General features: G+C 71.0%; 24 protein-coding genes. 10 read left to right on the top strand and 14 right to left on the bottom strand.

What is annotated here, in order from left to right; translation table 11 throughout:
* Positions 1-38: 38 nt before the first annotated feature.
* The 11 genes from ACWEPX_RS09520 to ACWEPX_RS09470 form a co-directional block, all read right to left on the bottom strand.
* Complete coding sequence (locus ACWEPX_RS09520) at positions 39-1586, bottom strand: S8 family peptidase (protein WP_451896654.1); 1548 nt, start codon at positions 1584-1586, stop codon at positions 39-41.
* Positions 1587-1816: 230 nt separating this feature from the next.
* Complete coding sequence (locus tag ACWEPX_RS09515) at positions 1817-2098, bottom strand: tail fiber domain-containing protein (protein WP_451896653.1); 282 nt, start codon at positions 2096-2098, stop codon at positions 1817-1819.
* Positions 2095-2295: a hypothetical protein gene (locus ACWEPX_RS09510; RefSeq protein ID WP_451896652.1), complete on the bottom strand. Its 201-nt coding sequence runs from the start codon at positions 2293-2295 to the stop codon at positions 2095-2097. The genes ACWEPX_RS09515 and ACWEPX_RS09510 overlap by 4 nt, the downstream gene beginning before the upstream one ends.
* A 27-nt stretch (positions 2296-2322) precedes the next feature.
* Positions 2323-2523: a hypothetical protein gene (locus ACWEPX_RS09505; RefSeq protein WP_451896651.1), complete on the bottom strand. Its 201-nt coding sequence runs from the start codon at positions 2521-2523 to the stop codon at positions 2323-2325.
* Positions 2524-2576: 53 nt separating this feature from the next.
* The gene (locus ACWEPX_RS09500; RefSeq protein WP_451896650.1) at positions 2577-2780 is read right to left on the bottom strand and encodes a hypothetical protein; all 204 of its coding nucleotides are present in this window, start codon (positions 2778-2780) and stop codon (positions 2577-2579) included.
* On the bottom strand, positions 2764-3852 hold the full coding sequence (gene amcB, locus ACWEPX_RS09495) for a cyclophane-forming radical SAM peptide maturase AmcB (protein WP_451896649.1): 1089 nt from the start codon (positions 3850-3852) through the stop codon (positions 2764-2766). Before amcB ends, ACWEPX_RS09500 begins: the two co-directional genes overlap by 17 nt.
* A 244-nt stretch (positions 3853-4096) precedes the next feature.
* Positions 4097-4615 carry a VUT family protein gene (locus tag ACWEPX_RS09490; protein WP_451896648.1) on the bottom strand — a complete coding sequence of 173 codons (519 nt, stop codon included), beginning with the start codon at positions 4613-4615 and terminating at the stop codon, positions 4097-4099.
* Positions 4616-4806: 191 nt separating this feature from the next.
* Complete coding sequence (gene dbpB / locus ACWEPX_RS09485) at positions 4807-5922, bottom strand: DGQHR domain-containing protein DpdB (RefSeq protein WP_451896647.1); 1116 nt, start codon at positions 5920-5922, stop codon at positions 4807-4809.
* Between the two features lie 26 nt (positions 5923-5948).
* Positions 5949-7187, bottom strand: a complete 1239-nt coding sequence (dpdA, locus tag ACWEPX_RS09480) for a tRNA-guanine transglycosylase DpdA (RefSeq protein WP_451896646.1) — start codon at positions 7185-7187, stop codon at positions 5949-5951.
* Positions 7184-8305 carry a DGQHR domain-containing protein DpdB gene (gene dbpB, locus ACWEPX_RS09475; protein WP_451896645.1) on the bottom strand — a complete coding sequence of 374 codons (1122 nt, stop codon included), beginning with the start codon at positions 8303-8305 and terminating at the stop codon, positions 7184-7186. The genes dpdA and dbpB (ACWEPX_RS09475) overlap by 4 nt, the downstream gene beginning before the upstream one ends.
* On the bottom strand, positions 8305-9012 hold the full coding sequence (locus ACWEPX_RS09470; RefSeq protein ID WP_451896644.1) for a hypothetical protein: 708 nt from the start codon (positions 9010-9012) through the stop codon (positions 8305-8307). Before ACWEPX_RS09470 ends, dbpB (ACWEPX_RS09475) begins: the two co-directional genes overlap by 1 nt.
* Before the next feature lie 298 nt (positions 9013-9310).
* On the opposite strand from ACWEPX_RS09470, the gene queC reads away from it, so the two are divergent.
* The 7 genes from queC to ACWEPX_RS09435 all read left to right on the top strand — a co-directional run bounded on the left by queC (position 9311) and on the right by ACWEPX_RS09435 (position 14332).
* Positions 9311-10006 carry a 7-cyano-7-deazaguanine synthase QueC gene (gene queC, locus ACWEPX_RS09465; RefSeq protein ID WP_451896643.1) on the top strand — a complete coding sequence of 232 codons (696 nt, stop codon included), beginning with the start codon at positions 9311-9313 and terminating at the stop codon, positions 10004-10006.
* Positions 10003-10638: a 7-carboxy-7-deazaguanine synthase gene (queE, locus tag ACWEPX_RS09460; protein WP_451896642.1), complete on the top strand. Its 636-nt coding sequence runs from the start codon at positions 10003-10005 to the stop codon at positions 10636-10638. Before queC ends, queE begins: the two co-directional genes overlap by 4 nt.
* A complete protein-coding gene (queD, locus tag ACWEPX_RS09455; protein WP_451896641.1) occupies positions 10635-11003 on the top strand; it encodes a 6-carboxytetrahydropterin synthase QueD in 369 nt (122 codons plus the stop codon). The genes queE and queD overlap by 4 nt, the downstream gene beginning before the upstream one ends.
* Complete coding sequence (locus ACWEPX_RS09450; RefSeq protein WP_451896640.1) at positions 10996-11796, top strand: GTP cyclohydrolase, FolE2/MptA family; 801 nt, start codon at positions 10996-10998, stop codon at positions 11794-11796. Before queD ends, ACWEPX_RS09450 begins: the two co-directional genes overlap by 8 nt.
* An 80-nt stretch (positions 11797-11876) precedes the next feature.
* A complete protein-coding gene (locus ACWEPX_RS09445; protein ID WP_451896639.1) occupies positions 11877-12899 on the top strand; it encodes a zinc-dependent alcohol dehydrogenase family protein in 1023 nt (340 codons plus the stop codon).
* A gap of 112 nt (positions 12900-13011) precedes the next feature.
* Positions 13012-13608: an NUDIX domain-containing protein gene (locus ACWEPX_RS09440; protein WP_451896638.1), complete on the top strand. Its 597-nt coding sequence runs from the start codon at positions 13012-13014 to the stop codon at positions 13606-13608.
* A complete protein-coding gene (locus tag ACWEPX_RS09435; protein ID WP_451896637.1) occupies positions 13595-14332 on the top strand; it encodes a class I SAM-dependent DNA methyltransferase in 738 nt (245 codons plus the stop codon). Before ACWEPX_RS09440 ends, ACWEPX_RS09435 begins: the two co-directional genes overlap by 14 nt.
* A gap of 258 nt (positions 14333-14590) precedes the next feature.
* On the opposite strand, the gene ACWEPX_RS09430 is transcribed toward ACWEPX_RS09435, so the two are convergent.
* On the bottom strand, positions 14591-15730 hold the full coding sequence (locus ACWEPX_RS09430; protein WP_451896636.1) for a nucleotide disphospho-sugar-binding domain-containing protein: 1140 nt from the start codon (positions 15728-15730) through the stop codon (positions 14591-14593).
* A 177-nt stretch (positions 15731-15907) separates the two neighbouring features.
* On the opposite strand from ACWEPX_RS09430, the gene ACWEPX_RS09425 reads away from it, so the two are divergent.
* Entirely contained in the window at positions 15908-16591 is a 684-nt protein-coding gene (locus ACWEPX_RS09425) for a DNA methyltransferase (RefSeq protein ID WP_451896882.1), read from the top strand.
* 62 nt (positions 16592-16653) lie between these two features.
* Here ACWEPX_RS09425 and ACWEPX_RS09420 read toward each other — a convergent pair whose 3' ends face one another.
* The gene (locus ACWEPX_RS09420; RefSeq protein WP_451896635.1) at positions 16654-17859 is read right to left on the bottom strand and encodes an acyltransferase family protein; all 1206 of its coding nucleotides are present in this window, start codon (positions 17857-17859) and stop codon (positions 16654-16656) included.
* 336 nt (positions 17860-18195) lie between these two features.
* Here ACWEPX_RS09420 and ACWEPX_RS09415 point away from each other — a divergent pair, with 336 nt between their 5' ends.
* Positions 18196-19824 carry an MFS transporter gene (locus tag ACWEPX_RS09415; protein WP_451896634.1) on the top strand — a complete coding sequence of 543 codons (1629 nt, stop codon included), beginning with the start codon at positions 18196-18198 and terminating at the stop codon, positions 19822-19824.
* Between the two features lie 1431 nt (positions 19825-21255).
* On the opposite strand, the gene ACWEPX_RS09410 is transcribed toward ACWEPX_RS09415, so the two are convergent.
* Entirely contained in the window at positions 21256-22065 is an 810-nt protein-coding gene (locus ACWEPX_RS09410) for an alpha/beta fold hydrolase (protein WP_451896633.1), read from the bottom strand.
* A gap of 444 nt (positions 22066-22509) precedes the next feature.
* Between ACWEPX_RS09410 and ACWEPX_RS09405 the strand changes: the two genes are divergently transcribed.
* The gene (locus ACWEPX_RS09405) at positions 22510-26343 is read left to right on the top strand and encodes an amino acid adenylation domain-containing protein (protein ID WP_451896632.1); all 3834 of its coding nucleotides are present in this window, start codon (positions 22510-22512) and stop codon (positions 26341-26343) included.
* The last annotated feature ends 31 nt before the right edge of the window (positions 26344-26374 follow it).

Here is a 26374-nt window from a genome sequence, read left to right as displayed (position 1 = left end):
CGCAGACGGCGTTGTCCGCGAGGGGGTTGCTGTAGTGCTTACGGCTTGTCGGTCTTCAGGGTGTAGTTGCCGGAGCCGCTGTAGGCGTGGATGCGCCAGGTGTAGTAGCCGGGGGTGCCGTTGTACTCGACTTCCTCATTCGCCTGCGGGGTGGCGCCGGAGGCGACGGTGGTCCAGCCTGCGCCGTTCCACTTCTGGAGGTAGAGGTCGAAGTCGGCGCCCGCGGGGCCGGTCAGGCAGCCGCGGTGCACGCCCGAGGTGGTGGACTGGTAGTAGGTGTTGTTGGGCTGGTAGGCGGAGGCGCCTGCGCGCAGGGAGCCGGTGAAGGTCTCCTCGGAGCAGTTGCCGGGCTCCGGCTCCGGGTCGGGGTCGGGGCCGCCGCCGTTGAGGAAGCGGGTCTGGAGCAGCTTGTTGGGCGAGCCGCGCAGGTCGCTGATCTTGCCTGCGACGGTGTTGTCGAGCAGGGCGCGGTTGACCTCGGCCGGGGTCTTGCCGGAGTTGCCGGGGACGCCGAGGTAGAGCGCGGCCGCGCCCGCGACGTGCGGGGTGGCCATCGAGGTGCCGCTGATGGAGTTGGTGGCGCTGTTGCCGGTGTACCAGGCCGAGGTGATGCTGCTGCCGGGGGCGAACAGGTCGACGCAGGTGCCGAAGTTCGACGAGCCGTTGGCGAAGATCGAGCGGCTGTCGCTGCTGTTGGACGCGGCCACGGTCAGCGCGTCGGCGACGCGGGCCGGGGAGACGTTGCAGGCGTCCTGGCCCTCGTTGCCCGCGGCGACCACGGTGGTGATGCCGCGGGACAGCAGGCGCCGGGCGGCGTCGTCGTTGGTGCTGGACGCGCCGCCGCCGAGGCTCATGTTGACGACGGCGGGCAGCACCGCGTTGCGCGCCACCCAGTCCATGCCCGCGGCGACCGAGTTGCCCTGGCTCCAGCCGTCGCACTTGAGCACGCGCACGGCGTGCACGGTGGCCTTCTTCGCCACGCCGTAGGTCGAGCCCGCGATGGTGCCCGCCACGTGGGTGCCGTGGCCGTTGCAGTCGGTGGCGTTGGTGTCGCCGTCGATCGCGTCGTAGGCGTGCTTGGCGCGGCCGCCGAACTCGTTGTGCGTGGTGAGGATGCCGGTGTCGATGACGTAGACGTTGACGCCCTGGCCCGCCGAGCCCGGGTAGGTGTACGAGCGGTCCAGCGGCAGGCTCTGCTGGTCGATCCGGTCCAGGCCCCAGGTCGGGTTGCTCTGCGTGTCGAGGGCGCGCACGCGGCGGTCCTGCTCGACGTAGGCCACCGCCGGGTCGGCGGCCAGCTTCCTGGCCTGGGCCGCGCTGAGGTCGACCGCGAAGCCGTTGAGCGCCGGGTAGGTGTAGGTGATGCGGCCTGCGAACTTCCTGGCCAGCTCACCCGCCTTCGACGCCGTGCTCGCCGCGGACACCGCCGAGTCCTTGAACATCACCAGGTAGGCGCCCGGGACCGAGTCCGGCTGGTCGGCGCGCAGGATGACGCCCTCGGCCGCCGACGCGGGCGTGGCCAGCCCGGCCGCGGCGAGCAGCGCGGCGACCGCCGCGCCCGTCACCGTGGTGCGATGAGATCGCATGGACAGTTCTCCGTTTCTTTCCACCGGGCGACGCCCGGAGGCGTGACCGCCGGGCAGGGTTGATCACTGGCAGTCACACGCGACTCAGCATCGGGCGTGGTCCTGCCAGGAACAATCGAGGATTCGCTAGGTGGTGCCACCTATTCGTGCGGGAAAGCGCACGCGGTGCGACGGAGAAAAGCGCGGTGCCGACCCTCCCTCGGGAGGATCGGCACCGCGGGGTGGCCGGGCTACGGCCGCTGTTCGAGCTCGGCGACTCGCCGCGCGAGCGCCTGGACGGCGGTGAGGAGGACGCCGATGGCGTCGACCAGGGGGATCGTGCGGCCGTCCGCGCTCAGGCCGAAGACCTGCTGCCAGTCCTGGGCCATCGGGCCCAGGTGGCGGGTGCCCTCGGGCTCCCACTGGTAGCGCCACGTGCTGATCGGCAGCTCGACGACCTTGTCGAGGATCTCGTGGCCGTTGACGGGTGCGGGCTCGACCACCTCGTCGTCGGCTGTTGCGTCGATGGTCACCGGGTCCAGACCACCTCAACCGCGTCGCGCTTGATGGTGCGGTCGCTGAGGGCGCTCACGATGGTCTGGACGGCCATGCCCAGGATGTCGGCGAGGCTGGAGGTGTCCTGGCACTCCCGGACCCGCGCGGCGGGCCCCGCCAGGTGGTCGGCGTTGGCGTGGATGCGCTGGCGCAGGGCGTCAACGGTGTTCGGCATGGCTGAGGATTCCTTCCCTGAGGTCGATCACCGGGTCCAGGCCACCTCGACCACGTCGCGCTTGACGGCGCGGTCGCTGAGGCTCTCGACGAGCCGCCCGATGGTGGCGATCGCCGGTCCGATGAGGCTGGCGGTGTCCTGGCACTCCGGGACCCGCCCGGCGGGCCCCGCCAGGTGCTCGGCGTTGGCGCGGATGCGCTGGCGCAAGGCGTTGACCGAGTTCGGCATGGCTGGGACTCCTTCCATCAGTTCGGCCACGCGCGCAGGCGCGGTGCGGACGGTTACCGGCTCCAGGCCACCTCGACCACGTCGCGCTTGATGGTGCGGTCGCTGAGGCTGCCGAGGAGGGTGGTGATGATGCCGCTCAGGCCCGCGCCCGCGATGCCGGCGGTGTCCTGGCACTCCGGCACCCGAGCCGCGGGTGCCGCGATGCGGTCGGCGTTGGCGTGGATGCGCTGGCGCAGGGCGTCAACGGTGTTCGGCATGGCTGAGGATTCCTTCCATCAGGTCGATCTTCCCGGTCCGGCAGTGGGTGGTCTCGGTGCTGTCGAACCTGCCGGTCTCGAAATACTTGTTCGCCGCTTGGCCGCCGCGGCAGTAGGCGTAGTACGCGCAGGTGTCCCGGCACGCGCCCGCGCCCGCCAGGACCTCGGCGACCCACGGCACCCGCGGCGCCTGGGCGACCAGCTCGGTCAGCTGCGTGCGCAGGACGTTGCCGGTGGCGAAGGAGCCGTGGCGGGGGTCGGAGAACCCGGCCAGCTCGGGGCCGATCGGCACGACGTCGCCGTCCCAGGTCACCATCGGCCACGACGGCAGCGGCCGGGCGGCGCGCTCGTCGGCGATGCCCGCCAGCTCGGCCCGCAGGTAGCTGTAGACCTGGTCGAGCTCGCGGACCCGGATGCGGGGGTCGGCCTGCCAGCAGGCGGTCAGCTCCCGCCAGAACGCGGTCACCCGCGGGCTCGACCGCTGCCCGGGCGCCTCGTTGACGCCCTTCTGCTCGGCCAGGTTGACCCCGAGCCGCTCGCACCCCAGCTCGCACGCGAACCGGTAGAGCTGCCGCGCCGCCGCGGGCGTGGCGTCCTCGACGACCGCGATCAGGCCGAACGGGATGCCGTGCTCGCGCAGCCGCGCCACGCCCCGCAGCGTCCGGTCGGTGGTGGCCTGCCCGTTCCAGTCGACCCGGGCGGCGTTGGCCTCCCCCACCCCGTCGATGCTGACGGTGACCCCGACCGGCCAGGACGCGAACAGCTCGCACCACCGGTCGTCGATCAGCGTGGCGTTGGTCTGTACGGCGTGGGTCACCGGGTGCTCACCGGACCGGAACCGGCCCAGCAGGGTGCGGAAGTGCGGGATCCCGGTGGCCAGCGGCTCCCCGCCGTGCCAGAGCACCGTCACCGGGTGGTACCGCGACCACGACAGCACGCTGGCGGCCACCGAATCGGCCACCGCCACCGACATCCGCTTCGCCGCGGCGCGATCGGGCAGGTAGCAGTAGGAGCAGTCCAAATTGCACAGCGTCGTGGGCTGCATCAGCACCAGCCCGGCTGAGGTCGTCAACCGTATGGGCGGCGCACCACGCTCGGACAAATCCGGACCTCCATCCGCCGATGACGTTGCCACCCCATCGTCATCCGCGCCCACCCCCAACCCCGACCTTCACACCATCGTGGGCGCGTCCACCACGACGATCGCCGGAGGGGTCCGCACTCCAGCGGGTCAGGTCGCGCAGGCGTGACTACCGAGGCAGAACGGGCATTGCAGATTGAGTCCCGCTACTTCCCACTCGCGCAAAGCTCGGAGGTCACGACCGAGTTGTCACCAATGCGGGCAGAGTCCCGCTGCGCCGGGTCGACAGCCACCAGGCGAGCACGGCGAACGGCGCCAGGTAGAGCACCTTGACCAAGACCTGGCCACCGACTGCGGGCCCGGCCACGCCCAGACCGCTCAACCAGAGGAACACCACCGTGTCGATGGGAGCACCGATCGCGTTCGACAGGAGGCGTCCCCGCAGTCCGCCCAAATGGGAGTACACGGCCATATCGACCAACTCGGACACCGTGAAGGCCACCGCCGACGCAACCGCCAGTTGGGGGCCTGCGAGGACGGCGGACAGCACTCCACCCGTCACGACGGCCGCCAAGGCCCACTGCCAGCCCGCGCGGGCCTGCAGTTCGTCGCGCACGATCAGCGCCAGCCCCGCGGCGAACGTCCCGGCCGGAGCGGCCAAGCCGAATCCGACGGGGATGAGCCCCCACCACGAGACAGCCAGGTTGGCGGCCAGCACCGTGCCCGCGAACAGGCCGAACAGCGCGCCCCTCATCCGGTTCCTCCACTTGTCGACATGCGGCCGCCTGCATTGGCCGTCCCGGCCCCACTCGAAGGGAGCATTATCGCCGCAGCACCCGACAGTTCCAGAGCCGCGGCACCGCAGGCGGCCCGGGGCCGGTGGTCGATGCGCGGACCGATCAAAGACCCGGGCAGGCGCTAGCGGGTCTCATCCCCGTGCGGCTGTCACCGCTTCGGTCGTTTGAGGACGCGGAGCAGGTGCGCGGTCAACTGCCGGACATCGTTCGGCGTGTTCTGCAGGTTGTTCCACCTGCGCTCCTCGCCGCCTGCGAAGTTCCACGTCCCGGACGTCCACGCGACGTGCGGCTTGAGGCTCTCGATCGCCTTGAGCAGGCGCGGCACCGCGACCTCTTCCGCGGGCACCCCCTCGGTCAAGGCGTCCATGACGAACCCGAGCGCCTGGATGCCGACGCCGTGGGTCAACCGCGAGCTGCGCGGCGGCTTGGCCCATTCATCGGGGAACGTGTCGCGCACCATCGACCAGAAGGAGATCAGGTGCGTGAGCATCCGCTTGACGTCGCCCGACCCGTCGCTGCTGTTGCGGTACTGGTAGAGCGCGCCTTCAAAGAGGCTGTGCTCGACCATCTTCAGGACGCTGTTGTCCTTGATGTACCCGTCTGGCGCCGTTGGCGTGGCGATCTTCCGGTAGAAGGGGCTCTTGCGGTCGCCGTTGAGCCGGGTCATCAGCTGGGCGGGCAACTGCCTGCGCACGTACGACGGCGGGAGGTGACCGGTCGTGTCCGGCAGGAGCTCGTGGATCAGCCCCTTGGGCAACGCCTTGGTCGAGTTGACCAGGATGAACTGGGACCGCTGCTCCTTCTCGCTGTCAGCCATGAAAGCGACCACGGCGACCGGGAACTCCGCGATGTCCGCGTCGCGGATGGCCGCGGTGCGCTGCTGCCCGTCGACCAGCCAACCGGGCTTGCGGTCCTCGGGGAGGCTCTCGTCGATCGGGATCACGAGCTCACCGGGAACCGAGTACGAGACCGTCTCCCCGGTGAGCAGCGACGGGACGAACTCGACCCGCTTCTTCTCGAAGGCCACGACGATGGCGTTCGGCAGCATCGCGCCGTCTGATTCGAGGTAGCGGCGGATGCCGCGGATGTGGCTGAGCACCTCGGGCCGCTGGTATCCCGCCAGCTGCTCGTCGTCGCCCCGGCGGATCCGGGAGACGGCGGCGAAGCTGTGCAGCTTCTTCCCGTCCACTGCGAAGCAGTAGATCCGCCGACGTCCTTGCCGGACCTCCAGCGCCGGGACGCGGAGGGTGTACTGGTCAGCCACGCATGCTCCTTGGGTGAGAGGCCCGATCATAACCGGCGAGCCCGGCATTCCAGGCCCCGCATCCGAGCCTCGAGCACCGTGAGATTGTGGAAGCCGCGGCGTTTGTTGCGCTCGGTGCCCCGGAAGATCGCGATTTCGACACCGTGCTGCCTGCACAGGGCGCAGGGGCACGATTGCCACGGTGCGGCTTCCAGGGTCCTGCTGTAGTTCGGGAGGTAGCTCTTCTTCTTGGAGTTGGAGCCGAGAACCAAACCCTCGTAGGTCTCCAACGCCGCCAACACCTCCGCGCGGGTCGCCTGCCCGGCGTCGAAGTGGCGCAGGAGGGACAGGCATTGCTTTTCCGCAGCCATGGCTTCGGCTTGGGACACCGCGCCGGAGAGGATCAGGCGCTTCAAGGCCGGGTTTCCGTCGACCTGCGGCACGCGGATCGCGGTGTAGGCGCCTTCCGCGGTGTGGTAGTTGTTCCGGTCGTCCATGAAGGCTTGACGGAAAACAGAAGTGCTGTCGAAGCTCGTCACACCGTATTCGGCGAACTGCTCCATGCTGTCCACCCGGTTGATCCCGAGCAGGTGGAGCTCGGTTCCTTCCTGCAGCCGCGGCCAAATCGCTTCGAGGCAGGCGAGGATGTCGGCGGTCTTCAACGGGACCATCCCGCCCAGGGCGATCCTGCGGTACCCCATTTCCTGCAATCGGGCCACGCTGTCGGCGTAGCTGGCCGGGCTCCACCCCTGAGCTGCGCCAACGGGTTCGAGCGTGCTGCCGCGCTCGTCCAGCGCCGCGAGGAACTTCTCGGCCAGGTCCAGCGAGATGCGCCTGCGCTTGGCCCACGCCTCGTCGACGTCCTTCTCCCCCGCTTCGGGCAGGTACCCGAAGATGACGTGGTCGATGCTGACCCCTGCGTCGAACCCGCATTCGTCGTAGAAGTCGATGACTTCCTCGACGGTGTACGGCGGGTACTCCTCCTCGACGTAGTTGAAGGCGCCGCAGTCGCCGAGGCTGACGATGTCGTTCGGCAAGCGGAAGAACTCGCGCACGCCCAACCGGTACAGGCGCGCCCGTTGCGGGGCGGCGTACTTCCCGGCCCCCTTGACCGAGCCGTCGACTATCGCCTTGCTGACCAGGATCCCGTCATAGGGCGCTGGTTGGACCACTTCATGGGCGTACACGTCGTCGCGTTGCCGCACCCGAGTCGGGAGGTACTCGTCGTGAAGGAAGTCGTAGGTCGGGCTCACCAGGTCCTGGCTGTCCGGAAAGTAGAACTTCACTTCGCACTCGACCTCGATTTGACGTACACCCGGATGAGGAAGTTGGACAGGACGCTGATGTGGCGGGGGGTGTTCTGCAGCTCGTTCCACCCGATGTTCAGCTCGTCCCACCGCCCCTCTGCCCAGCGGCAGTGCTCGGCCACCAGGCCGATCTCCTGCTGGATGCGCTCGACCAGGTCCTCCGCCTCGCTGTCGACGTGGGCCATGATCTTGTCCATCAGCCTGCCCATGGCGCGGATGCCCACCCCGTGCATAAGCCTGCTCTTGGCCGGGGGCAGACCCCAGGCGTCGGGGAACGCCCGGTGCACCGCGGTCCAGTAGGAGATGAGGATCTTCCGGATGGCGGTGGTGTCGATCGTGCTCGTCGAGAGGTTTCGATGCAGGAAGAGGACGCCGGCCGAGGAGTTGAGCGACTCCTCGATCGCCGCGAGCAGGCTGTTGTCCGCAACCACGGCGCTACCCCGCTGCTCAGGACCGGTCGACGCCCGTTTGATCAGGCCCCGGAAGGGCGAGTCGTGGTCGTGGTTGAGCATGTCGACCAGCGCGGACGGGAGTTTGCGCGCCGAGAGCTTCGCCGGGAGGGGCGTCCACACCTCCGGCAGCAACTCGGACACCAGGTTGGTCGGCAGCGGTGACACGGTGTTCACCCTGAGGAACTGGTCGCGCTGGGTGGCGATGTCCTCGGCGACGAACCCGGCGACGATCACCGGGAGCCGGGTGTTCCTGGTGCGGGCGAGCGCGGCGCTGCGCTGCTGCCCGTCGACGATCCACGCGGGCCGCGGCTCGTCCGGCGAGCTCGCGATGGGGATCTCGATGGTGCCGACGGTGGCCAGCGAGTCCGACACCGAGGGGCCCGTGCTGGCCCGCCACCGGATGGTCGAGGGCAGCGCCATGATGAGACCGTTGGGGAAGAGCACGTCATCCCCGTCTAGGTACTCCAAGATCTGCTTGACGTGCTGCCGCTTCTCCGGCCGCTGGTAGCCGATCAGCTTGCCCGCCGCGTCCCGGGAGATCCGCGCCACATCGGCGACCTGGGAGACCTCTTCGGCCGCCAAGGCGAACAGGTAGAGATCGATGGAGGGGTGCTGCAACACCTTGAGGGCACGGCGTTTGATCATCATCGCTCCCCCAGGGTCTCGGTGTACAGCGCCGCGAAGCGCTTCTGCTCACAGGCCAGGCCGCTGTCGCGCAGCAGGCGGTGCAGCTTGGTCCGCGAGAACCCCGGGTTCGCCAGCACCGAACTGCGGATGAACGCCTTGACCTGTGCGTCCGTCATCGGCCGCCGATCGTACCGCTCGGGTCGGGCCGCACCGGCAGCCCACCGGTTCCACGCCTGGACCGCGCTCGGGTCGGTCAGCGCGCCACCGCGGCAGTGGGCCAGCCAGGAACTGGCCATCCGCGCGTTCAACCCGGTCATCGTCCCCCCCAGGGCGGCCCGGAGGGCGCCGTTGGCGGGCACGCGGTGGATGCCGCCGATGTCGCTGTCCCCGCCGATGAGCAGCACATCGGCGGCGCGCTTGCCCAACTCGACGAGTTCGTGGTGGAGCACGCTCGCGTAGACCCCGGACAGCACGAGGAGCACCGGCCCGCCGTCCGCCAGGTCAGCCAGGCGGCGGTTGCCCATCCGCCCGGCCAGCGCCCGCCACCACAACCGGCGGTCCGTCGGCGCCTCGGCGACCGTGTCGGCGTGCCTGGGGCTGAAGGTGGCGGCGTAGGCGGGGAACACGTCGTCCGCGGGTCGCAGGCCGACACCGGCCGAGGCCACCCACAGCCTGGGCTCGAACCCCGCCGATCGAGCCGCTTCGACCAGGTTCAGCACCTGCACCCAATGCTCGCCCTGGTAGAGGTCGACCAGGGGAAGGGTCGCCGAGTTCGAGGTGAGGCGTGCGTGCCACGAGCGAACCCGGCTCGCCACGGTGCCCGCAGGCAGGGACCTGACTTGGAGATCGCGTGGCGCCGGAGCAACTTTACGCTCCGTGCAAGTTACTACCACCGATAGTTGGACCACGCGATTCAACTCTCCTTCACCAACCAACTCGCTACGCCGTGTCGGTCACTCTCCGCCCTAGTTGCCGGGTTAAGCTGCGTCTAGATCATGCAGTCAATTGGAAGGCGGCTTTGCGATGGCGCGACCAGCGATCGTACTGCTCAGCGGTGGCCTCGACTCGACGACGGTGCTCGCCATCGCCCGGGATCGGGGCTTCACCCCTTACGCCCTGAGCTTCCGCTACGGCCAGCGGCACTCGGTGGAACTGGCCGCGGCCGAGCGGGTCGCCCGCGCGCTCGGCGCGGCCGACCACAAGATCGCCGACATCGATCTGCGCATCTTCGGCGGTTCGGCGCTCACCTCGGACGCCTCGGTGCCCAAGCACGACTCGGTGGACGACATCGACGCGAAGACCATCCCCACGACCTACGTCCCCGCGCGCAACACGATCTTCCTGTCGTTCGCGCTGGCGTACGCGGAGGTCGTCGGGGCCACCGACATCTTCACCGGGGTCACGGCCGTCGACTACAGCGGCTACCCCGACTGCAGGCCGGAGTACATGAGCGCCTACGAGGCGATGGCCAACCTCGCCACCCGGGCCGGGGTCGAGGGCACCGCGCGGCTCAAGCTGCAGTCCCCCCTCATCGCGATGACCAAGGCCGATATCATCCGCGAGGGGCTGCGCCTGGGCGTCGACTACTCCCTCACCTCCAGTTGCTACGACCCGGACGACCAGGGCCGGGCCTGCGGCCGGTGCGACACCTGCCTGCTGCGCCTGAAGGGCTTCGCCGAAGCAGGCGTCACCGACCCCATCGAGTACCAGCGCGCATGACCTACTTGATCAAGGAAATCGTCTACACCCTACAAGGCGAGGGCAGCCACGCGGGACGGCCAGCCGTCTTCTGCCGGTTCTCCCGCTGCAACCTCTGGACGGGTCTGGAGAAGGACCGGCACCGGGCCATCTGCCAGTTCTGCGACACCGATTTCGTCGGCACCGACGGAGTCGGGGGCGGCCGGTTCGCCACCGCGGACGACCTCGCCGCCGCCGTCGAAGCCGCGTGGCCGTCGGATCACCGGGAGCACCGGTTCGTCGTCTGCACCGGCGGGGAACCCCTGCTCCAACTCGACGAGGCGGCCGTGCGCGCCCTCCACGAGCGCGGGTTCGAAGTCGCCGTCGAGACCAACGGGACGAGGACGCCGCCACCGGGCCTCGACTGGATCTGCGTCAGCCCCAAGATCGGCGCGGAACTGGTCGTCACCAGCGGCGACGAACTCAAGCTCGTCTACCCCCAGCCCGGCGGGGAGCCAGCGCAGTTCGAGCACCTGGACTTCACCTCGTTCCGGTTGCAGCCGTTGGACGACGAGAACGTCGTCGCCAACACCCAGGCCGCGGTCGAGCACTGCTTGAAGAACCCCCGCTGGTCGCTGTCCCTGCAAACCCACAAGCAGCTCGGGATTCCATGATCGAGATCTTCCGCGAGTTCACCTTCGAAGCCGCTCACCGGCTGCCCAACGTCCCGGACGGGCACAAGTGCGCCCGCTTGCACGGGCACTCCTACCGCGTGGTCGTCCACGTCACCGGGCCGGTTGACGCCGAGCGCGGCTGGGTCATGGACTTCGGCGACGTGAAGCAGGCGTTCGAACCCATCCGCGCCCAACTGGACCACTACTACCTCAACGAGATCGATGGGTTGGGCAACCCGACCAGCGAGGTGCTCGCCCAGTGGATCTGGGACCGCCTGCACCCGTCGCTGCCTGCCCTCTCCGCCGTGACCGTGCGCGAAACCTGCACGTCGGGCTGCACCTATCGAGGTGGGAGCCGTGCATGACGTGCAGAACGAGGTGGATGGCCGGGGCATCGAGATCGACCGGGTGGGGATCAGCGGGCTCCGCTACCCGATCGTCTTCGACGACGGCGTCCTGAACCAGCGGACCATCGCGCAACTGGCGGTGACCGTGCGCCTGCAGGCGGAGCGCCGCGGCACCCACATGAGCCGGATGGTCGCCTTGGTGCACGAGCACCTCGCCACCTTCGACCCCCGGCAGCTGCCGCAGGTCCTCAAGACCGGCGCCGACCTGCTCGACGCCCCCGAGATCGAGATCTCCGCCACGCTGCCGATCAGCACGACCACCACCGCTCCCGCCTCCGGGCAGCCGTCGCACCTCGTGCACGACGTCACGGTCGAGGGGTCGTGGTCGGTTGACTCGTGCCGGGTCTCGACCACGGTGCGCTCCGAGGTCACGAGCCTGTGCCCCTGCTCGAAGCAGATCTCCGACTACGGAGCGCACAACCAGCGCAGCGAGGTCTCCCTCCAGGTCCACGGCTCGGGTGACGACCCGTACCCGCTGACCGTGTCGGCTGCGGTCGACATCCTGCGCGGCAGCGGCTCGGCGCCGGTGGTCCCGCTGGTGAAGCGCCCGGACGAGCGGGTGCTGACGATGCTGGCCTACGAGAACCCGATGTTCGTCGAGGACATGGTCAGGCTGATCTCGGCCGAGTGCCGCGGGCGCGGGTTGGGCCACCGGGTGCTGGTCGTCAACCTGGAGAGCATCCACAGCCACGACGCCGTGGCGGTCGTCTCCTGCTCGGCTGCCCCCGAGGTGGGCGCGGCAGTGCGCTGAGGGACGCCGCCGACGCGGACGTGTACCTCCCCGGCTGTTCGGGCACCCGGGGAGGGAGTCGGCAGCGGAGGAGTGGCCAGGTGCGCGGTGTGGTGATGCACGCCCCCGGGGATGTCCGGGTGGACGAGCGGGCGGACCCGCGGGTCGAGGTGGCGACGGATGCGGTGATCCGGGTGGTCGCCACCTGCGTCTGCGGGTCGGACCTGTGGCCCTACCGGGGGGTTGAGGCGGTGGCCGGGCCCTCGCCGATGGGGCATGAGTACGTGGGGGTGGTCGAGCAGGTGGGGGACGGGGTGCGGGCGGTGCGGCCGGGGCAGTTCGTGGTCGGGTCGTTCTTCGCCTCGGACGGCACCTGCGAGCTCTGCCGGGCCGGGTACCAGTCGGCGTGCGTGCGGCGGGAGCCGGTGGGGGCGCTCGGGGCGCAGGCCGAGCTGCTGCGGGTGCCGCTGGCCGACGGCACGCTGGTGCCGACCCCGGGGCCGCCCGCCGACGACCTGGTCCCCGGCCTGCTGGCCGCCTCGGACGTGCTGGGGACCGGGTGGTTCGCCGCGGTCGCCGCGGACGTGCGGCCGGGCAAGACGGTCGCGGTGGTCGGGGACGGGGCGGTCGGGCTGCTCGGCGTGCTCGCGGCCAAGCGGCTCGGCGCGGACCGCATCATCGCGATGAGCAGGCACGAGCCCCGGCAGCGGCTCGCGGTGGAGTACGGCGCGACCGACATCGTCACCGAGCGCGGCGACGCGGGGGTCGCGCGGATCAAGGAGCTGACCGGTGGGCTCGGCGCGCACTCGGTGATCGAGGCCGTCGGCACCCAGGAGTCGATGACGCAGGCGATCCGCAGCACCCGCCCGGGCGGGCACGTCGGGTACGTCGGCGTCAGCCACGACGTCAGCCTGCCCGGCGACGAGCTGTTCTTCTCCCAGGTCCACCTGCACGGCGGCCCCGCCCCCGTGCGCCGGTTCCTGCCCGAGCTGGTCGAGCTCATCTGGGACCGGCGGATCGACCCGGGCAAGGTCTTCGACCTCACCCTCCCGCTCGACCAGGCGGCCGAGGGCTACCGCGCGATGGATGAGCGGCGCGCCATCAAGGCCCTGCTGGCGGTCTAGCCGTCCACAGTAGAGCTTCTCCGGACGTGCCGACTGCGGTTCGAGGCGGTTCTGGGGGCGGGATCGGCCGCTAACCTCGTGCTGGGAATCCCTGACGGACGGCGGGTGGGCGATGGGGCAGGGTGGCGAGGGCGCGGGCGGGGTGGCGCCGGTGCGGCGGACCGCGTCGCGGTTGGTCTACCGCAACGAGTGGCTCGCGCTGCGGGAGGACCGGATCGTGCGGCAGGACGGGTCGCACGGGATCTACTCGGTGGTGGACCGGCCCGACTTCGCGCTGGTGATCGCCGCGGAGAACGGCGGTTTCCACCTGGTCGACCAGTACCGGTACCCGGTCGCCGGGCGGTACTGGGAGTTCCCGCAGGGCTGCTTCCCCAACTGGGGCGTCGGGGAGCCCGAGGAGCTCGCGCGCCAGGAGCTGGCCGAGGAGACCGGCCTGCGCGCCGGGTCGATGCGCCACCTGGGCAACCTGTTCGGCTGGCAGGGGGCGAGCCCGCAGTCCTTCGACGTGTTCCTGGCGACCGACCTGGTCCAGGGCGAGCCCGACCGCGAGCCGTCCGAGCAGGACATGCGCCACGAGTGGTTCTCCCGCGCGGAGTTCGAGCGGATGATCCGCGACGGCCGCATCCGGGACAACTCCACCTTGGCAGGCTACGCGCTGCTCCAGCTCACCGAGCGCGCCGACGAGAGGATGCCAGATGAGTTCCGATGACAACGTCTACGGCCAGGAGCTGAGCGAGGTCTACGACCTGGTGTACCTGGGCCGCGCCCGCGACTACGCGGCCGAGGCGATCACCGTCGCCAAGGCCGTGCGCGCCGCCCGTCCCGACGCCGCCAGCCTGCTGGACGTGGCCTGCGGCACCGGCGAGCACCTCGCGACGTTCCAGGCCGAGTTCGAGCGGGTCGAGGGCGTCGAGCTGTCGGCGCAGATGTGCGACCGGGCCAGGGCCAAGCTGCCGGACGTGCCGATCCACCTCGGCGACATGCGCGACTTCGCCATCGACGGCCGCTTCGACGCGGTGTGCTGCCTGTTCAGCTCCACCAGCTACATGACCTCCACCGACGAGCTGGACAAGGCTGTCGCCAACATGGCAGGCCACCTCACCCCGGGCGGCGTCCTGCTGGTCGACCCCTGGTACTTCCCGGAGACCTACATCGACGGCTACATCTCCGACTCGGTGGTGCGGGACGACGTGCGCACGGTCGCCCGCCTGTCGCACTCGCGGCGGGAGGGCCGCTCGGTCCGCCAGGAGGCGCACTTCCTCTCGGCGACCGAACGCGGCATCGACCACTTCGTCACGGTCCAGCGGATGACCCTGTTCACCCGCGAGGAGTACACCGCGGCCCTGGAGAAGGCGGGCTGCGAGACCACCTACCTCCAGGGCGACGCCGCCATGTCGCCCGACCGCGGCATGTTCGTCGGCGTGCTGCGCTAGCGCGGACCACCGAAGGGGACCGGAGTGCGCTCCGGTCCCCTTCGGCATTGCGGGGACGAGGGGCTTGGTCGCCAGCGGCGGTGTTGGCGGAACCGGGTGCGAGTGGCGCTCAGGCGGCGGGGGTCGCGCAAGCGTGCTGCGCGCGCGCCGATCGCCGAGGGGACCGGGGTGCGCTCCGGTCTTTGGGCGTGGTGGGGAGCTAGGGCTTGGTCGCTGGCGGCGGTGTTGGCGGAGGCGGAGGAGGGGTGCGAGGGGCGGTCAGGCGGCGGTGGCGGTGCCGCGTTCGGCTACGGCGGTGAGTTCGGTGACGATGTCGACCAGCGGGGGTTGGGCGGCGATCTCGGCGGCGACGGCCGCGGCCGCGGTGGCGAAGCGCGGGGTGGAGAGGAGTTCGGCGCAGCCTGCGGTGACCGCGGCTGGGGTCGCGTCGGCGGGGAGCAGGCGCAGGCCTGCGCCGGAGCGGACCACGGCGTCGGCGTTGTCGAACTGGTCGTCGAGTTCGGGGAGGACCAGTTGGGGGCAGCCGGTGTGGAAGGCGGTCAGCGAGGTGCCGTGGCCGCCGTGGTGGACCACGACGTCGCAGGCGCCCAGGACCTGCGACAGCGGCATGCGGCCGAGGTGGCGCACCGCGTCGGGCAGGGTCGGCCAGCCCTCGGTGACGGCGGGGTCCATCGCCACGGCCAGGTCGACGTCCAGCCGGGACAGGTCCTCCAGCATGGGGACGACGACCTCGCGCAGCCTGCGGGCCCCCAGCTTCGGCAGGACGGTGCCCAGCGTGACGCAGATGCGCGGGCGGGTCCTGGGCTGCCACACCCAGTCCGGGACGCGGGCGTCGCCGTTGTAGTTGACGTTGCGCACGCCGTGGTGGGCGGCCGCGTAGCCCAGGCGCAGGCTCGGCGGCCACGGGTTGATCACCATCGCGGGCTCGGGCAGCCCGGCCAGGCCCAGCGCGGTCAGCTCCGCGCGCAGCTCGGCGGTGGCGGCGCTCTGGTAGCCGCGCAGCGGCGCGACGCCCCAGTGCAGCTCCGCGTGCGGCACGCCCGCGGCCGCGGCGGCGACCCGGCAGGCGTACTCGGCGCGCTCGCTGACGACCAGGTCCGGCTGCCAGGCGTTGACGATGGTCTGCGTCCCCGGCAGCACCCGCCTGGCCATGCGGGCGAACGCGCGCCCGAGGGTGCCCCGCCGCGAGCCCGGCTCGCCGTGGGCCTCGCCCGCCGCGGACAGGGCCACGGCGTCGCCGACCGGCGCGGCGGGCAGCCCGGCGCGCACCACGGTGGGCACGAAGTCGTCCGGCGCCATCACCAGCACCTCGTGGCCTGCCGCGCGCACCGCCCAGGCCAGCGGGACCAGCGGGAAGAAATGACCGGGCAGGCCGACCGTCGAGAACACGAACCGCATGCCCACCCCTTTGTCGCGGATTCCCGCACCATCATCGCAACCGGCGCGGGGGCGCGATTCTCGCAGCATGCCCGACCCATTCCGGCGGCTCCGAAGACAGCATCCTCGACGAATGTCCGGCCGAGCACGCGCGGATATGCTCCATCGGTCAACGGAAAACTGATTGAGGTGAACCGTATGGGCGTGCAGAGCTGGCTTGTCCTCAACAGCTCGGCGGGTGACGACCCCGAACACGAATTGCCCGCCGCGGCAGGCCAGGCCGGGCTGGTCCGCCAGATGCGGCCGCTGATCCAGGAGCTGAGCAAGCCCGACGACCTCGTCTTCGACCCGTTCGCCGGTTGGGGCACCACGCTGGTCGCCGCCTCCGTCGAGGGCCGCCGCGGGATCGGCCTGGAGGTCAACGCCGAGCGCGCCGCCGAGGCGGCCAAGCGGCTGGAGGGCCGCTACCCCGGCCAGATCATGCTCTGCGGCGACGCCCGCAAGCCGCCCGTGCCCGACGGCGTGGTCGACCTGGTGCTGTGCGACCTGCCGTACTTCGGCACGAACCTCGACCAGGAGTCCGCCACCGACGGCCAGTTCTACGCCCTGCGCGAGTACGACGTCTACCTGGCCGCCCTCGACGAGGCGTTCGCGGCCATCGCCCGCACCATGCGCAGCGGCGCGCACGCGGTGATCTGCGTGCAGAACCGGCGCATCGCGGGCAAGTTCGTGCCGCTGGCCTGGGACGCCGCCGCCGTGCTCGGCAAGCACCTGACCCTGGGCGACGAGCGCATCCACCTGCACGACCGCAAGATCACCGGCGAGGACGCGATGGTGTCCAACAAGGCCCACGAGTACCTCATCATGGCCACCAAGGACTGATCCCCCGGCACATGCGAACAGGCCCGCCGAGATGAACTCGGCGGGCCTGTTGGCGTCCGACCTCAGGCCGCGGCCTGCAGCGGCTTGTCGTCGTCGCCCTCCTTGGCCTGCGCCACCGGCGGCACCGGGGCGGGCTTGCGCGAGCGGGCCCAGCGCCGCATGGCCGGGCGCTCGACGCAGGTGAACAGGATCCAGCCGCAGAGCACGTTGACCGCCAGCAGCCCGAGGATCAGCATGATGCCGCCGAACACCCCGAACTCCGCGTCGCCGAAGATCGCCCCGCGCAGGACGTAGAGCACCAGGAACTGGCTCATGTAGACGCCGAAGGACACGTTGCCCAGCCACACCATCGGCTTGCTGCCCAGCAGCGTGCGCTTGCCCTGGAGGTTGACCGCGGCGTACGAGCCGACCAGCAGCGCCAGCGGGATCAGCGCCGGGTACAGCTTGTACTGCGTGGGCGCCAGCATGGTCACCACGTACCCCGCCAGGAACAGCACGAGGATCACCGGGATGTTCATCCGCGGCCACCGCCCCGCCAGGACGATGCGGGCCACGATCATGCCGACCACGAACTCGAACAGGCGCATGGGCGGGAACAGGCCGAGCAGCCAGAACTGGGTCAGCGAGATCGTGTCGCCGTACATCGCGGGCTCGCTGGGCACGGCCAGCATGACGATCGCGCCCGCGAGCGCCATCAGGGCCACCACGACGCCACCGGCCAGCCACAGCTTGCGCTCGGGGATCTTGCGGACCGGGATCGCCAGGAACGGGAACAGCAGGTAGAACAGCAGCTCGGCGTTCAGCGACCAGCTCAGGTTGTTGGCCCCGCCCCACAGGTTGGGGTCCATCACCCAGGCGTTGACCAGCAGCAGGCTCGGGATGCCCAGGGCCGGGGTGAACGCCGCGGCGAACAGCAGCATCGCCAGGCCCCAGGTGACGATGTGGTTCGGGAAGACCTTCACCAGCCTGCGCCGCCAGTAGGCGGTCACGCGCTCCCCCGGCCGGGTCGACCAGAAGATGACGAAGCCGCTGACCAGGAAGAAGAACGACACGCCGATGTCGGCGGCCGGGTAGAAGATGTCGACCAGCGCCATGTTGAGCGCGTCGTCGGCGAACGGCGTCGCGGGCATCAGGTTGGCCGGCGTCAGCGGGAAGACGACGTGGCTGAGGAACACCATCAGGGCGGCGATGAACCGCATGCCGGTCAGCGCCGGGAGGTCACGTCGGCGGTTGGTCGTCGACGGGTCGTCGACTAAGTGGGACGTCACGGACAAGGTCTTTCTCCTCTGCCTGCTCGTGGCCCGGGTATCCAGGCACCTGCCACGCTTGTCCGCCACACGGCTGTCGGGCTTTGGGCATCGCGTGATTCGCGTAGATCCTGCGACCGGCAGACGGGCTGCCGCACCTCTGCAAATGCCGAGCGCGGCGGCGTGCGCGGGCAGAGCACGATGGAAGATGTCGCCCGTCCCGGAATGGGAAACGATGGAGTCCCACAATTGTGCCGGAACCGGTCCGCCGCGATTCCGGCCAGGCCCTGCGGCCCGCCCCAGGGCCAGCTCGAACGCCCGGTTCCGTCCTCGAGCCTGCTGAAGGGATTTCCCACAATGGACACCAACACCGGAGGCGAGCCCTCCGTGCTGGCCACCCGGCGGGAGTGGCTCGGCCTCGCCGTGCTGGCGCTGCCGACCCTGCTGCTGGCGCTGGACATGAGCGTGCTCTACCTGGCGCTGCCGCACCTGAGCGCCGAACTGGGCGCGACCAGCACCGAGCAGCTGTGGATCACCGACATCTACGGCTTCATGATCGCGGGCTTCCTGGTCACGATGGGCACCCTCGGCGACCGCATCGGCCGCCGCAAGCTGATGCTGATCGGCGCGGTCGCCTTCGCGGGCGCCTCCGTGCTCGCCGCCTACTCCACCAGCCCGGAGATGCTGATCATCGCCCGGGCCCTGATGGGTGTCGCGGGCGCGACGCTGATGCCCTCGACGCTGGCGCTGATCACCAACATGTTCCGCGACCCCAAGCAGATGGGCGTCGCTATCGGCGTGTGGATGAGCTGCTTCATGGGCGGCCTGGCGGTCGGCCCGGTGGTCGGCGGCGCGCTGCTGCAGGCGTTCTCCTGGGGCACCGCGTTCCTGCTGGGCGTGCCGGTGATGGCGCTGCTGCTGATCGCGGGCCCGATCTACCTGCCCGAGCACCGCGACCCCGAGGCGGGCAAGCTCGACCCGGTCAGCGTCCTGCTGTCGCTGCTGGCGCTGCTGCCGTTCGTCTACAGCCTCAAGGAGCTGGCCCGCAGCGGCTGGGCGACCACGACCGTGCTGGCGGGCATCGTCGGCATCGTCTTCGGCGTGGTGTTCGTGCTGCGCCAGCGCAGGCTGACCAGCCCGCTGCTGGACGTCACCCTGTTCCGCAACCGCGCCTTCAGCGCCGCGCTGGGCATCTTCATCCTCGGCGGCTTGGTGGCGGGCAGCTTCCTGCTGATCACGCTGTACCTGCAGACCGTCGAGGGCCTCTCGCCGCTGAGCGCGGGCCTGTGGCTGCTCCCGGCCACGGTCGGCACGATCTTCGGCGTCATGGCCGCGCCGATGCTGACCAAGACCATCCGCCCGGCCTACGTCATCGCGGGCGGCCTGACCCTGACCGCGCTCGGGTACGCGCTGATCAGCCAGGTCGAGGCGACCGGCGGGCTGACGCTGGTGGTCATCGGCCTGGTCGTGGCCAACCTGGGCGTCGGCCCGATGTCGGCGCTGACCACCGGGCTGGTGCTGGGCAGCGCGCCGCCGGAGAAGGCCGGGTCGGCCTCGTCGGTGTCGGAGACCAGCGGTGAGCTGGGCATCGCCCTGGGCATCGCGGTCCTGGGCAGCGTCGGCACCGCCGTCTACACCGCCCAGGCGACCGACAACCTCCCGTCCGGCCTGCCCGCCGACGCGGCGGCCACCGCGTCGGAGAGCATCGCCGGCGCGACCAACGTCGCCACCCAGCTGGGCGGCCAGCTCGGCGCCGACGTCCTCACCGCCGCCCGCGAGTCCTTCGCGACGGCGCTGAACACGTCGACGTGGATCAGCGCTGGTTTGGCGGTGGTGATGGCGCTGCTGGCGCTGGTCGCCCTCCGCCACGAGCCCGCGACGGGCGCCGCTGCTGCTGAGGAGCCTGCTGAGGCTCCCGAGGCCGCTGCTGTCGAGGCGACCGATGAGGACGACAAGCGGACGGACTCGGTGTCCCCTGTGGCCTGAGGTTCACCCGGACGGGTAACGGGGACGGGAGCGGCGCACTCTGCGTGCCGCTCCCGTCCCCGTTTGTGTGGAGAGTCGTGTGTGGGAGCGGGGCGGCCGGGGCGAGGTTGGGCCTGCGTGGGGAGGCAGGCGCGGGGGGTGAGCGTGGAAACGGGAGCGAGGGCGAGGACGTGGGGGCAGGCCCGGGCGAGAGCGAGGCCGAGCATGCGTGGGGAGGGCAGGCACGAGGGGCGAGCGCGACCGGCAGCGAGAGCGACGGCGGAAGGGCGCGGGCCAGCGGAGGGGTGGGAACAAGCGGGGCGAGGATCGGCGGGGCGAGGATCGAGCGGGAGCGTACGGGGCGAACGCGGGTGGGGGGCGCGGGGGTGAAGCGGGTGAGCGCGTACGGGCGGGAGTGCGGGTGGGTGCCGGGTGAACGCAGGTGAGCGGGCACGATCGGGAGTGCAGGCGGGTGCGCGGTGGGCGGGTGCGCGGCGAACGCAGGTGAGCAGGTGCGGGGTGGACGCGGGTGAGCGGGCGCGGGCGGGAGGTAGGTGGGTGTGCGGTGAACGCGGGCGAGCGGGCGCGGGGCGTGAGCGGGCGAGTGGGGGAACGGGTGGCCGGTGAGCGGTGCGGAGTGAATGCAGGTGAGCGCGTGCGGGCTTGAGTGCAGGCGGGTGCAGGGTGACCACGGGTGCGCAGGGCGGGGTTGGACGCGGGTGAGCGGGTGGACGGGGGTGGGGGACCTCGGGTGAGCGGTGGGAGTGAGTGCAGGCGGGTGCGGGATGCACGCGGGCGAGCGCGGGCGGGCGGGAGTACAGGTGGGGGGCGCGTCGAACGCAGGTGAGCAGGCGCAGGGTGGACGCGGGTCAGCGGTGCGGGGTGCCCGCGGGTGAGGGGCGCGGGCGTGAGTGCAGACAGGGTACGGGTGACCGTGGGCGAGCAGGCGCGGGCGTGAGTGCAGGCGGGGGGACGGGGTGACCGTGGGCGAGCGGGCACGGGCGTGAGTGCAGGCGGGGGACGGGGTGACCGTGGGCGAGCGGGCACGGGCATGAGTACGGGGCGAACGCTGGCGAGCGAGCGCGACTGAGTGGGGATGGAGGCGGGTGAGCGAGCGCGACTGAGTGGGGGTGGACGCGGGTGAGCGAGCGCGACTGGGCGGGGGTGAACGCGGGTGAGCGGGCGAGCGGGTGAGCGGGTGAGCGGGCGCGGCTGGCGGTGGACGCGGGTGAGCGGGCCGGGGAAAGCCAATGGGCGGGTGGGGGGTGGGCGGGCGTGTGGGGGATGCAGGTGCGGGCGTGGGGGGTGCGGGTGCGGGCGTGGGTGGCTGGGGGTGGTGGGGCGGGCGGGGGTGAGTGCAGGTGGGGGCGGGGTGCGGTTCTTCGGGTTCAGACGCGACTCGGGCCGGTTCCCGTGGGGGAACCGGCCCGAGTGCCGCTGGGGGTGCGGTCGTCAGTCGGTGAAGTGCTCGGTGACGGTGGCCGCGAGGACCTCGGCGGCGATTTCGTGGGTCTGGTCCTTCAGGCCCTGGAGCTTGGCGTTCGGGATGATTTCGGCGACGGCCTTGGCGCCGGAGTGCATCCACTGCTCGCTGGCGCCGCCGAAGGCGACCAGGGTCGGGACGTTGATCTTGGACCAGCGGTCGCGGCGGTCGGCCGGGACCGGCTTGCCGAACATGAGGCCGTCCATGATCTCCGCGTCGTAGGCGGTGGTGTGGCCGATGGCCTCCATCGCCGGGAAGAACGGCTGCTCGCGCATCATCGCGGCGGCCTCCTCGGGGAAGCCGACGGCCTTGACGCCCGCGAAGCCGATCGCGTCGCCCTTGCGGCCCTCGGCGACGATGGTGCGGATCTCCGACAGGTAGTCGTCCGGAACCGGGGTGCGGCTGTCGTCGACCACCAGCGGCGGCTCGTAGACGGCCAGCTTCTTGACCGGCAGGCCAGCGGCGGTCGCCTCGACGGCGAGGACACCGCCGGAGGACATGCCCACCACGTACGCCTCGCCACCGGCGGCCTCGATCACCGCGGCCAGGTCCTCGATCTCGCGCGCCATCTCGTAGGAGTCCGAGTCGCCGCTCTCGCCGCGGCCCCGGCGCTCGTAGTAGTACACGCTGTAGCGGTCGGCGAGCAGACCGGCGAACTGCGGGGTCCACGGGTCGATGGCGCGGTAGAGGAACATGCCGTCCACGACCACGATCGCCGGACCCTCACCGACGCGCTCGTACGCGATTTTGGTGCCGTCAGCCGACGTTACCTTGCCCATGGGCATGGGCCCCCTTCCAATTCAAGCACTAGGTAATGGGAGGTCAGGGCAATCTTCGTCCATCCGGGGTAACGCCGCATCTTCCAAAGTGCTTCTCTTCGACGGTGCGCTACCGAACGACGACACATCGACACGATCCCACCAACCCGGCTCGGGCGAAAGGGATCACGCGACGCGGGAAGCGCCGCGGTGAACGGGCACTAACACACCACTTAGGACACCAACTCGCCCTCCCCGCGGTCAATTCCCGCCCTCGGAAATCCTAAGTGGAATTCCGCCGACCAGCTCCGACGATCTTCGGCCCATCCTGCGCCGGAACCGCCGCACCGACCACTCTGGACGTGCGATCTCGCCCGCACGTGCGGAGTTGAGCCGCCCGGCGCGGAAGACAAAGATCGCCGGAAGAGCGCTCCCCCGCCGCCCCGGCCGCACAAAGGACCTCGCATGGAACCTCGTGAGCTCGACGACCCCGCAGGCGACCCCCACGACGGGCCCGCGACGCTGCCCGAGCTGCTGGCCGAGCAGGTCCGACTGCGGCCGGACGCCGTCGCGGTGGTGCACGGGCAGCGCGCGCTGGACTTCCGCGGGCTGCAGGAGCGCGCCGCCGCGGTGGCCGGGCGGCTGCGGGAGCTCGGCGTCGGCGGCGACGACCGGGTGGGGCTGTTCGTCGAACCGTCGGTCGACCTGCTGGTGGGCGCCTGGGGCGTGCTGCTGGCGGGCGCTGCCTACCTGCCGCTGTCCCCGGAGTACCCGGAGGACCGGCTGCGCTACATGGTCGACGACGCCCGGGTGCGGGTCGTCTTCACCCAGGAGGAGCTGGCGGGCCGGGTGGCCCAGCTGGCCCCGGCGGGCACCACCGTGGTGACCGCCGCCGACGTCGCCGAGCCCGCCGCCGTCGTGCCCGACCCGCGCGAGCTGGCCTACGTCATCTACACCTCCGGCAGCACCGGCAAGCCGAAGGGGGTGATGATCGAGCACCGCAGCGTGGTCAGCCAGCTGGGCTGGCTGCGCGCCGAGCAGGGCATCGGCCCCGGCGCGGTCGTGCTGCAGAAGACGCCGATGAGCTTCGACGCCGCCCAGTGGGAGATCCTGGCCCCGGCATGCGGGGCGACGGTCGTGATGGGCGACCCGGGCGTCTACCGCGACCCCGAGCGGCTGATCGAGACCATCCGCGAGCACGGCGTGACCACCCTGCAGTGCGTGCCGACGCTGCTGCAGGCGCTGCTCGACACCGAGGAGATGGCCGAGTGCCGCTCGCTCACCCAGGTCTTCAGCGGCGGCGAGGCGCTGTCGCGGGCGCTGGCGGAGCAGTGCGTGACCACGCTGCCCTGGTGCGATCTGATCAACCTCTACGGCCCGACCGAGTGCACCATCAACTCCTCGGCGCACACCGTCGACCCCGCCGCGGTGCGCGAGGGCCCGCACTCCATCCCGATCGGCAAGCCGGTGCACGGCACCACCTACGCCATCCTCGACGCCGACGGCAGGCCGGTCGGCCCCGGCGAGGTCGGCGAGCTGCACATCGGCGGGATCCAGCTCGCCCGCGGCTACCTGCACCGCCCGGACCTGACCGCCGAGCGGTTCGTCGAGCTGGCCCTGCCCGGCTCCGCCCCGCGCCGCTGGTTCCGCACCGGCGACCTGGCCAGCTGGAACCTCGACGGCACCGCCCAGTTCATCGGCAGGCGCGACAACCAGGTCAAGCTGCGCGGCTTCCGGGTCGAGCTGGACGAGATCCGGTTGGCGATCCAGGAGCACGACTGGGTGAAGAACGCCGCCGTGGTGGTCCGGCCCGACCAGCGCACCGGGTTCCAGAACCTGATCGCCTGCATCGAGCTGAACCCGAAGGAAGCCGCCCTGATGGACCAGGGCAACCACGGCGCGCACCACCAGTCCAAGGAGGACAAGCTGGCGGTGCGCACCCAGCTGTCCAACCCGGGCCTGCGCGAGCCGCACGAGCTCGCGGGCCGGGAGGTGGTCGAGCTGCCCGGCCGGATGCCCAACGCGCTGCAGCGCAAGTGGGTGTTCCTGCGCAAGACCTACCGGTTCTTCGAGGGCGGCCCGGTCACCCGCGACGACATCGTCGCGCTGCTGGGCAGGCGCCCGGCCGGGATCGGCTCGCGCGCGGTGGCCGAGCTGACCTACGCGGAGTTCGGCGAGGTCATGCGCAGCTTCGGCAACTGCGGCAGCACCGAGCGGCTGCTGCCCAAGTACGCCTACGCCTCCCCCGGCTCGCTCTACGCGACGCAGCTCTACGTGGAGGTCAACGGGATCGGGGACCTGCGGCCGGGCTATTACTACTACCACCCCGGCCTGCACCAGCTGGTGCTGATCACCGAGACGGCCGGGGCCGCCGAGCCCTACGTCCGCGTGCACTTCCTGGGCAAGCGGCGGGCGATCGAGCGGGTGTACCAGAACAACATCCAAGAGGTGCTGGAGATCGAGGCGGGCCACATGGTCGGCCTGTTCGAGGAGTACCTGCCCCGCTTCGGGCTGACGCTGCGCGAGCGGGAGCACTCCCCCGCCGTCAAGGCCAACCTGGACTGCGCGCCGGAGGACTACTACCTCGGCTCCTTCGAGTTCGTCCCCTTCGACCAGGCCCGCCCGGACGACGACCTGGAGTTCTACGTCCAGGCGCACCCGGGCAAGGTCGCCGACCTGCCCGCGGGCCAGTACCGCTACGCGGGCGGGGAGCTGGTGCGATTATCCGACGAGCTGGTCCGCAAGCGGCACGTCATCGCCATCAACCAGCACGTGTACGACCGGTCGAGCATCGGGATCACGATCCTGAGCCGGACGGAGCGGGAGTGGCTGGGCTACCTCGACCTCGGCCGGGCGTTGCAGCGGTTGCAGATGAACGAGCTGAACCTGGGCTTCATGTCCTCCGGGTACAGCTCCAAGACCGGCTACGACCTGCCCGCGGCCAAGCGGATCTGGAGCATCCTCGCCGAGTCCGGGACCGCGCCGGGGCCGTGCTACTTCGTCGTCGGCGGGCGCATCAGCGACGAGCAGGCCCTCGACCGGGGGATGCGCGAGGACGTCGTGCACATGAAGGGCCCGGCGGAGATGATCAAGGACGACCTGGTCAGCCTGCTGCCGGACTACATGATCCCCAACAAGGTCGTGGTCTTCGACCAGCTCCCGCTGACCGCCAACGGCAAGATCGACGTGCAGGCGCTGGCCACCTCCGACAAGACCGCGGTGGACAGCCGCGACCGGCCGTTCGTCGCGCCGCGGACCAGCGTGGAGCGGCGGGTCTGCGCGCTGTGGAAGAAGGTCATGCGGCTGGAGACGGCCTCGGTGCTCGACGACTTCTTCGAGTCCGGCGGCAACTCGCTGGTCGCGGTGCGGCTGGTCAACCAGCTGAACAAGGAGTTCGGCAGCGCGCTGCCGCTGCAGGCGGTGTTCGAGTCGCCGACCATCGAGCGCCTGGCGCGCAGGCTCGGCGGCGCGGCGGCGGCCCAGTCGCGGCTGGTGCCGCTGCTGGCCGAGGGCGCTGGCGCCCCCGTCTTCTGCTGGCCCGGCCTCGGCGGCTACCCGATGAACCTGCGCGCGCTGGCCCGCTCGGTCGACCTCGACCGGCCCGTCTACGGCGTGCAGGCGCACGGCGTCAACCCCGGCGAGGACGTGCACGCCACGATCGCGGAGATGGCTGCCGAGGACGTGCGGATGATCCGCGAGCGGCAGCCGGAGGGCCCCTACACGCTGTGGGGCTACTCCTTCGGCGCCCGGGTCGCCTTCGAGGCGGCCTACCAGCTGGAGCAGGCGGGCCAGCGGGTGGAGAACCTGTACCTGATCGCGCCGGGCTCGCCGAAGGTGCGCGCCGAGCCCGCAGGCGGGGGCTACGGCGACCCGGCGTACCTGGCGGTGCTGTTCTCGGTCTTCGCCGGGACGATCAGCGGCCCGGTGCTGGACGCCTGCCTGGCCGCGGTGTCCGACGAGGACGGCTTCGTGGCGTTCATCGCCGCCCGCTTCCCCGACCTCGACGCCGACGTGGTGCGCCGCATCGCCCGGATCGTGCAGCGGACGTTCGACTTCCGCTACACCTTCCACGAGCTGGCCCAGCGCCGGGTCGAGGCGCCGGTCACGGTCTTCCGCGCCCGCGGCGACGACTACTCCTTCATCGAGGGCAGCAGCGGCTACTCCGCCAGCCCGCCCGCCTTCGTCGACCTCGACGCCGACCACTACAGCCTGCTGCGCGACGACGTGGGCGAGCTGGTGGCGGCGATCCGGGCCCGGCTGGGCGTGGGCGGCCAGCGCGAGCCGCACGCCGCCGCATAGCGAACGGGGCCGGTCCGCGACGGGGTGTCGC

Source organism: Actinokineospora sp. NPDC004072 (assembly GCF_053604195.1).
This window is presented reverse-complemented; position numbering and strand designations above follow the sequence as displayed.

What these genes read in the sequence shown, in the direction of transcription:
- ACWEPX_RS09520 (WP_451896654.1), bottom strand. Translation starts at nt 1,586, where the DNA reads ATGCGATCTCATCGCACCACGGTGACGGGCGCGGCGGTCGCCGCGCTG.
- ACWEPX_RS09510 (WP_451896652.1), bottom strand. Translation starts at nt 2,295, where the DNA reads ATGCCGAACACCGTTGACGCCCTGCGCCAGCGCATCCACGCCAACGCC.
- ACWEPX_RS09505 (WP_451896651.1), bottom strand. Translation starts at nt 2,523, where the DNA reads ATGCCGAACTCGGTCAACGCCTTGCGCCAGCGCATCCGCGCCAACGCC.
- ACWEPX_RS09500 (WP_451896650.1), bottom strand. Translation starts at nt 2,780, where the DNA reads ATGCCGAACACCGTTGACGCCCTGCGCCAGCGCATCCACGCCAACGCC.
- ACWEPX_RS09490 (WP_451896648.1), bottom strand. Translation starts at nt 4,615, where the DNA reads ATGAGGGGCGCGCTGTTCGGCCTGTTCGCGGGCACGGTGCTGGCCGCC.
- dbpB (WP_451896645.1), bottom strand. Translation starts at nt 8,305, where the DNA reads ATGATCAAACGCCGTGCCCTCAAGGTGTTGCAGCACCCCTCCATCGAT.
- queC (WP_451896643.1), top strand. Translation starts at nt 9,311, where the DNA reads ATGGCGCGACCAGCGATCGTACTGCTCAGCGGTGGCCTCGACTCGACG.
- queE (WP_451896642.1), top strand. Translation starts at nt 10,003, where the DNA reads ATGACCTACTTGATCAAGGAAATCGTCTACACCCTACAAGGCGAGGGC.
- queD (WP_451896641.1), top strand. Translation starts at nt 10,635, where the DNA reads ATGATCGAGATCTTCCGCGAGTTCACCTTCGAAGCCGCTCACCGGCTG.
- ACWEPX_RS09440 (WP_451896638.1), top strand. Translation starts at nt 13,012, where the DNA reads ATGGGGCAGGGTGGCGAGGGCGCGGGCGGGGTGGCGCCGGTGCGGCGG.
- ACWEPX_RS09435 (WP_451896637.1), top strand. Translation starts at nt 13,595, where the DNA reads ATGAGTTCCGATGACAACGTCTACGGCCAGGAGCTGAGCGAGGTCTAC.
- ACWEPX_RS09430 (WP_451896636.1), bottom strand. Translation starts at nt 15,730, where the DNA reads ATGCGGTTCGTGTTCTCGACGGTCGGCCTGCCCGGTCATTTCTTCCCG.
- ACWEPX_RS09425 (WP_451896882.1), top strand. Translation starts at nt 15,908, where the DNA reads ATGGGCGTGCAGAGCTGGCTTGTCCTCAACAGCTCGGCGGGTGACGAC.
- ACWEPX_RS09415 (WP_451896634.1), top strand. Translation starts at nt 18,196, where the DNA reads ATGGACACCAACACCGGAGGCGAGCCCTCCGTGCTGGCCACCCGGCGG.
- ACWEPX_RS09410 (WP_451896633.1), bottom strand. Translation starts at nt 22,065, where the DNA reads ATGGGCAAGGTAACGTCGGCTGACGGCACCAAAATCGCGTACGAGCGC.
- ACWEPX_RS09405 (WP_451896632.1), top strand. Translation starts at nt 22,510, where the DNA reads ATGGAACCTCGTGAGCTCGACGACCCCGCAGGCGACCCCCACGACGGG.